Source organism: Halorientalis brevis, from assembly GCF_042678165.1.
GTDB lineage: Archaea > Halobacteriota > Halobacteria > Halobacteriales > Haloarculaceae > Halorientalis > Halorientalis brevis.
In genome coordinates, this window is record NZ_JBHUDJ010000003.1 from 378,192 (window position 1) to 384,447 (window position 6,256).

Annotated in this window: 7 protein-coding genes; 3 read left to right on the top strand and 4 right to left on the bottom strand. The window is 64.4% G+C overall.

The annotated features are described in order from the left end of the window. Positions 1-34 precede the first annotated feature (34 nt). Positions 35-421 (top strand): methylmalonyl-CoA epimerase, encoded by a 387-nt coding sequence (gene mce, locus ACFR9U_RS09000; protein WP_247374993.1) that lies wholly within the window; start codon positions 35-37, stop codon positions 419-421. Here mce and ACFR9U_RS09005 read toward each other — a convergent pair. The 4 genes from ACFR9U_RS09005 to ACFR9U_RS09020 all read right to left on the bottom strand — a co-directional run bounded on the left by ACFR9U_RS09005 (position 418) and on the right by ACFR9U_RS09020 (position 3,267). After that, on the bottom strand, positions 418-1,002 hold the full coding sequence (locus ACFR9U_RS09005) for an NUDIX hydrolase (RefSeq protein ID WP_247374974.1): 585 nt from the start codon (positions 1,000-1,002) through the stop codon (positions 418-420). The two genes, mce and ACFR9U_RS09005, sit on opposite strands and share 4 nt — an antisense overlap. A 52-nt stretch (positions 1,003-1,054) precedes the next feature. Continuing rightward, entirely contained in the window at positions 1,055-2,014 is a 960-nt protein-coding gene (locus tag ACFR9U_RS09010; RefSeq protein ID WP_247374972.1) for an alpha/beta fold hydrolase, read from the bottom strand. Positions 2,015-2,087: 73 nt separating this feature from the next. Continuing rightward, positions 2,088-2,519: a hypothetical protein gene (locus tag ACFR9U_RS09015; protein ID WP_247374969.1), complete on the bottom strand. Its 432-nt coding sequence runs from the start codon at positions 2,517-2,519 to the stop codon at positions 2,088-2,090. A 106-nt stretch (positions 2,520-2,625) separates the two neighbouring features. After that, positions 2,626-3,267, bottom strand: a complete 642-nt coding sequence (locus tag ACFR9U_RS09020) for a ferredoxin--NADP reductase (protein ID WP_379814176.1) — start codon at positions 3,265-3,267, stop codon at positions 2,626-2,628. A gap of 146 nt (positions 3,268-3,413) precedes the next feature. Between ACFR9U_RS09020 and ACFR9U_RS09025 the strand changes: the two genes are divergently transcribed. Both ACFR9U_RS09025 and ACFR9U_RS09030 read left to right on the top strand, forming a co-directional pair. Then, positions 3,414-5,180: a 2-oxoacid:acceptor oxidoreductase subunit alpha gene (locus ACFR9U_RS09025; RefSeq protein WP_247374964.1), complete on the top strand. Its 1,767-nt coding sequence runs from the start codon at positions 3,414-3,416 to the stop codon at positions 5,178-5,180. Beyond that, positions 5,180-6,043, top strand: a complete 864-nt coding sequence (locus ACFR9U_RS09030; RefSeq protein WP_247374960.1) for a 2-oxoacid:ferredoxin oxidoreductase subunit beta — start codon at positions 5,180-5,182, stop codon at positions 6,041-6,043. Before ACFR9U_RS09025 ends, ACFR9U_RS09030 begins: the two co-directional genes overlap by 1 nt. Positions 6,044-6,256: the final 213 nt, after the last annotated feature.

Consider the following 6,256-nt stretch of genomic DNA (forward strand, 5'->3'; position numbering starts at 1 on the left):
GTACGCTGAAGAGCGCGTTCGCGGAAGTCCCGATATGCACTTCGACCACGCTGGCATCGCCACGGACGACGCCGCGGCGCTCGCCGACCAGTACGCCACGTTGTTCGACGCACCGGTCGCACACGAGGAAGAGTTCGACGGCATGCAGGTCGTCTTCCTGGACTTCGGCGACAGCTACTTCGAGCTGCTGGAGCCGCTGTCCGACGAGGGCGCGATCGCCTCCTATCTCGACAGCAACGGTCCGGGCATCCACCATCTCGCGCTCGCAACCGACGACATCGAGTCGGCGCTCGCACACGCACGCGAACTGGATATTACGCTCATCGACGAGGAACCGCGCGAGGGAGCCTGGGGACACGAGGTCGCGTTCTTACATCCGAAAGACACCGGGGGCGTCCTCCTGGAGTACGTCCAGCACTAGGGGTTCCACTCGGCAGCGCGGAACTCGTTTTCCGGATGCATCCGCTCGGGCGGATCGGCGAACCAGGCGGCGCCGTTGAGTTCGCCCGGTTGGACGCGGATCGTCCCGCCCTCGTAGCGGCCGTCGAAGAACACCCAGAGCGTGTGGAGTCGCTCGTCGTGGTCGCCCTTCGAGACGCTGACGCGCTGGCGGATGAGAAACGGCTTCTCGATCGAACACTCGATGCCCGTCTCCTCGTTGACCTCGCGGGCGGCGGCCTCTTCGTAGGTCTCGCCGCACTCGCGGCCGCCACCGGGGAGGCCCCAGCGACTCGTTCCGCGGCTGAGGATCATGAGCACGCGCTCGCGCTCTTCGATGTCGTCGGGCAGCGGCTCGGCCAGGGGGGCCGTCTCCTGTGGGTCCCGGACGACCCAGACGTAACCGCCGCCCGTGTATCCCTCCACTGCCAGGTCACGGAGGTCGGGGAAGATGTCGGCGGGCACTTCCTCGTGTTCCTCCCGAACGGACACCCCGTCGTGCTCGCTGAGGAGTCTCGACTTCCGGCGTTCGACCTCCTCGCGGTTGACGTCTGTGGGTGCCATGTTCCTGACCGCCCTTTTTGATTCGCACTGAAATGTCCTCCGACTCCGGCGTTCACGCGGCGAGCCACGCCGCGATGTCCGCTTCGTGTTCCGTGACGATCGAGAGGTGATCCAGGTCGGGATAGATGTGTGCCTCTGCCGTCGGAATCTTCTCGGTCAGGTACAGCCCCATCTCCGGCGGAACGAGCACGTCGGCTTTCCCGTACCAGAGACCGACCGGCACGTCGATGGTCGACAGATCGAACCCCCAGGGGCTCCCGAAAACCCTCGTTTCGGTGACGAGGGGGTCCAGGCCGTGATTGCGACGGGCTTCGATCATGCTCGCGTGGACGACTTTCCCCACTTCGCCGGTCCACAACGCCTCGTCAGCGGGCGCTGCAGACTCGGCCATCGATTCCAGGAACGCTTCCCGGTCGTCCATCGCTCGCCGACCCAGCAGCCAGAGCGCGAGTTTGTTCCCCGACGGGAGAAAGCGCGCGCTGTAGTACCAGAGCCGCTCTCGAACGTCGACTGCATCCATCGGTGCCAGGCCGCACGCGATCGCAGCGCGCTCGACGCGCTCGCCGAGCAACGCGGCGGTCGCCGCCGCGTACGGCCCGCCCCCGGAGATGCCGAAGACGGCGAACTCGTCGACGCCGAGCGCGTCGGCGACGTCCGCGACGTCGGCGGGCCAGTCGGTCAGCGTCCGGTCCGGCTGGGGGTCCGAGACGCCGAGACCCGGTCGTTCCGGGGCGACGATGCGAAGCCCGTGTGCGCGCCCCGCCTCGTCGAACAGCGCGCCGAACACCCGGGAGTTCGGAAACCCGTGGAACACGAAGACCGGGTCGCCGTCCGGATCGCCCACGTCGGCGTAGCCGATGGTGCGACCGTCACGCGTGTCGGCCGTCTGTGGGTCGTCCATGATTTCGGCCGCGAGTTCGAGTACCGGCGGGTCGTCGCCGGTCGTGATCGCCGTCGACGCGGCTTCGCCGTCTCCCAATCGGTTCGCGAGGAAGCTCCTGAGACTGGCCATGGTGACTTGTTTGTCCGAGACGAGGAATATCCTGTCGGTCGCACGGATTCGAGTGGCCTCGACAGCCGCTCCTTCACTCCTCGTACTGCTCGATGTAGATCGCGATGAGCTTCAGCCCGATCAGGACGCCCAGGGTGAGCCCGATGATGGCCTGCCCGATGATGTGGTCGACGAAAAACGAGAAGATCGCGCCGAGGACGCCACCGACGAACCCCGCGATGCCACCGAGGAATCCAGTTATGGTCCCGACGATGCCGCTACTGCTCGCACTCGTCTCGTTCCCGGTAGCGGTTGTCGTTGCGGTTGCGGCCCCGCTGCCGGTCTCGTTGCCCGCGCCCTGTTGCAGGTACGAACCCGCCAGCTCAGCAGTCGGGGCGGTCTGCCCGTCGACGGCTGGTGCCGCTGCAGCGACCGGCTGTACCACGCTCGTCAGGAGACAGAGCGTGAGTACGAGAGGACGAAGCAGAGACAGTGCGACGTGACAGGTGCGACGACCCGAACTCATTACCCAACGAACGGATGGGTATCACATAATATCTATGAATTTTGGGGTGAACGGGTGCAAATCCGGCTGCTAGGGGCGCTACCGGAAAATTAAACGTATTGATTAGTTAACCAAAGTTCTCGACCTTCGCTTTGTCGGGGTTGATGCCGGTCGCTTCGACGGCTGCGGTCGCGGCGTCGAGGAAGTCGGCGAAGCCGTAGATGAACACCTGTTCGCCGTCGGTCCCGGTGACGACGTCGGCGACGGTGTCGGTCATGTCGGCGTCAGCGTCGAGAACGTGGACGGTGACGCCGTCGGACTCCAGGGCGGCCAGGGCGTCCTCGTGGATCGGCTCGTCGTCGCGGTAGACGATGGCGGCGTCGCCACCGTCGTCGACGGCGCGCCGGGCGATGCCGACGGCGGGCCCGACGCCGGGACCGCCTGCGAGCACGACTACGCGCGGTTCGTCCTCGTAGTAATCGCTGCCGTACGGGCCAGACATGGTGAGCGAGTCACCGGCAGCGAGGTCGTCGAGGTACGGACCGAACTCGCCCTCGGGGTCGATCTCGACGGTGACGTCGAACGTCTCGTCGACGTCGGCCGAGGAGATCGTGTAGAAGCGGTTCATCTCTTCGCCGTCGACGACGGTCCCGAGTTTGACGAACTGCCCGGGCTGGGCCTCGAAGCCGTCGGGTGACTCGAACTCGATAACCTTGGCGTTGTCACCGACCGTCGTGACGGCGGCGACGGTGACGGGTACGTCTTCCATGTTCGGACTGTCCACGTCGTCTCGAAAGGTGCTTTCGGTCCGATAAGAAAACCTCACATTCGTTCATATTCGTTTCAGGCTATTTTTCTTGCAAGGGACCCGTTGCAGAAGGCTTTTGCTTTATGGGTGGGTAGTCGGTCGCTAGTATGCCCGAGGACCTGAACTGGGCCATCGGCGGTGAAGCGGGCGACGGGATCGACTCTACGGGCAAGATTTTCGCACAGGCTCTGTCCCGTGCCGGTCGCCACGTCTTCACGTCGAAGGACTTCGCGTCGCGTATCCGCGGCGGGTACACGGCTTACAAGGTACGAACCTCGGTCGATCGCGTCGAGAGCGTCGTCGACAGGCTGGACGTTCTCATCGCGCTGACCGAGCGGACTATCGACGAGAACATGGACGAACTGCACGACGGGAGCGTCATCATCTACGACGGCGAACGCACGACCATGCGTGACGTCGAGATCCCCGAGGAAATGATCGGGCTCGACGTGCCGCTGAAGTCGCTGGCCGAGGACGCCGGCGGGGCTATCATGCGGAACGTGGTCGCCCTCGGTGCCGCCTGCGAGGTGGCAGACTTCCCCATCGAGAACCTCGACGAAGCCCTGGAAAAACGCTTCAAGGACAAAGGCCAGGCGATCGTCGAGAACAACAAGAAGGCCGCACGCGTCGGTCAGGAGTACGTCCAGGAGGAGTACGACTACGAGTTCGACTACGACCTCGAATGCACTGACAACGACTACATCCTCCTGAACGGGAACGAGGCCCTCGGCATGGGGGCGCTCGCTGCTGGCTGTCGGTTCTACGCTGGCTATCCGATCACGCCCGCGACCTCCATTATGGAGTATCTGACCGGCCGCCTCGACAAGTACGGCGGGAAGGTCGTCCAGGCCGAGGACGAACTCGCGGCCATCAACATGGCACTCGGGGCTGCCCGCGCGGGCGCCCGTGCGATGACGGCGACGTCCGGTGCCGGGATCGACCTGATGACCGAGACGTTCGGCCTGGTCGCACAGAGCGAGACGCCGCTGGTCATCACCGACGTCCAGCGCTCCGGTCCGTCGACCGGGATGCCGACGAAACAGGAACAGGGCGACCTCAACATGGCCCTGTACGGCGGTCACGGCGAGATTCCGCGCTTCGTCGTCGCGCCGACCAGCATCTCGGAGTGTTTCTGGAAGACCATCGAGGCGTTCAACCTCGCCGAGAAGTACCAGACGCCGGTGTTCCTGGTCTCCGACCTCGCGATGTCGGTGACCGAACAGACGTTCCCGCCGGAGACCTTCGACATGGACGAGGTCGAAATCGACCGCGGGAAGGTCGTCGACGAGGACGAGATCAGCGAGTGGCAGAACGACAAGGGGCAGTTCCAGCCCCACCTCGCAAACGACGACGGGATCAGTCCGCGGACGTTCCCGGGCACCGAGGGCGGCGCGCACATGACGACCGGCCTCGAACACGACGCGCTCGGTCGCCGGACCGAGGACAAGCAGGTACGCATCGAGCAAGTCGACAAGCGCCAGCAGAAAGTCGACACTGCCCGCGAGCGAGAGGACTGGGACTACCGCGAGTACGGCAACCCCGACTCGGACAACCTGATCATCTCCTGGGGCTCGAACGAGGGTGCGATGCGCGAAGCGCTCGGCTTCCTCGACGAGAAGGGGATCGACGTCCGCTTCATCTCGGTGCCGTACATCTTCCCGCGCCCCGACCTCTCAGAGGAGATCGAGGCCGCAGACGACGTGATCGTCGTCGAGTGTAACGCCACCGGGCAGTTCGCCGACCTCCTCGAACACGATTCGCTGACCCGACTCAAGCGACTCAACAAGTACAACGGCGTGCGATTCAAGGCCGACGAACTCGCAGCAGAGATCGAGAACAAACTCGCCGAACCCACCGAAGTGGAGGCCGAATAATGAGCTCAGACGTCAGATTCACCGACTTCAAGTCCGACGAGCAACCGACCTGGTGTCCCGGATGCGGTGACTTCGGGACGATGAACGGTATGATGAAAGCCCTCGCGAACACCGGCAACGACCCGGACAACACGTTCGTCGTCGCCGGAATCGGGTGTTCCGGGAAGATCGGAACCTACATGCACAGCTACGCGCTCCACGGCGTCCACGGCCGCGCACTCCCCGTGGGCATCGGCGTGAAGCTGGCCAACCCGAACCTCGAAGTGATGGTCGCCGGCGGTGACGGTGACGGCTACTCCATCGGTGCCGGCCACTTCATCCACGCCGTCCGTCGGAACGTCGACATGACCTACGTCGTCATGAACAACCGCATCTACGGTCTCACCAAGGGCCAGGCCTCGCCGACCAGCCGCGAGGACTTCGAGACCTCGACGACGCCCGACGGTCCCAAGCAGCCTCCGGTCAACCCGCTCGCGCTCGCACTGGCCGGCGGCGGCTCCTTCATCGCGCAGTCGTTCAGTTCTGACTCCCAGCGCCACACCGAGATCGTCAAGGAAGCCATCGAGCACGACGGCTTCGGCTTCGTCAACGTCTACTCGCCGTGTGTCACGTTCAACGACGTCGACACGTACGACTACTTCCGCGACGCCATCGTCGACCTCGAAGACACCGACCACGACCCGACCGACTACGACGACGCCAAGTCGAAGATCCTCGACGCCGACAAGGAGTACCAGGGCGTGCTCTACAAGAGCGAAAACTCCGTCCCCTTCGACGAACGCGAAGGCCTGACCGACTCCATGGCCGACATCCCGGACGGCGCGCCGGACGACGCGATGGACCTCGTGAGAGAGTTCTACTAAAACCCACTTTTTTACTGCGGGGGTGTCCTCGCTCGCTTCGCTCGCTGTGGGCACCCCCGTTGCAAAAACCTGGACTAAAAACTGCTCCAGGCTCACTTCGTTCGCCTGGAGTGAACCGCCTCGCGGCCACGCCGCTCGGCGGATGCTACTGGTCGTCAACTAATCGAGATGGCTGTATTGCAGTCACGCATCCGCGCCGCTTCGCGGCGCGGA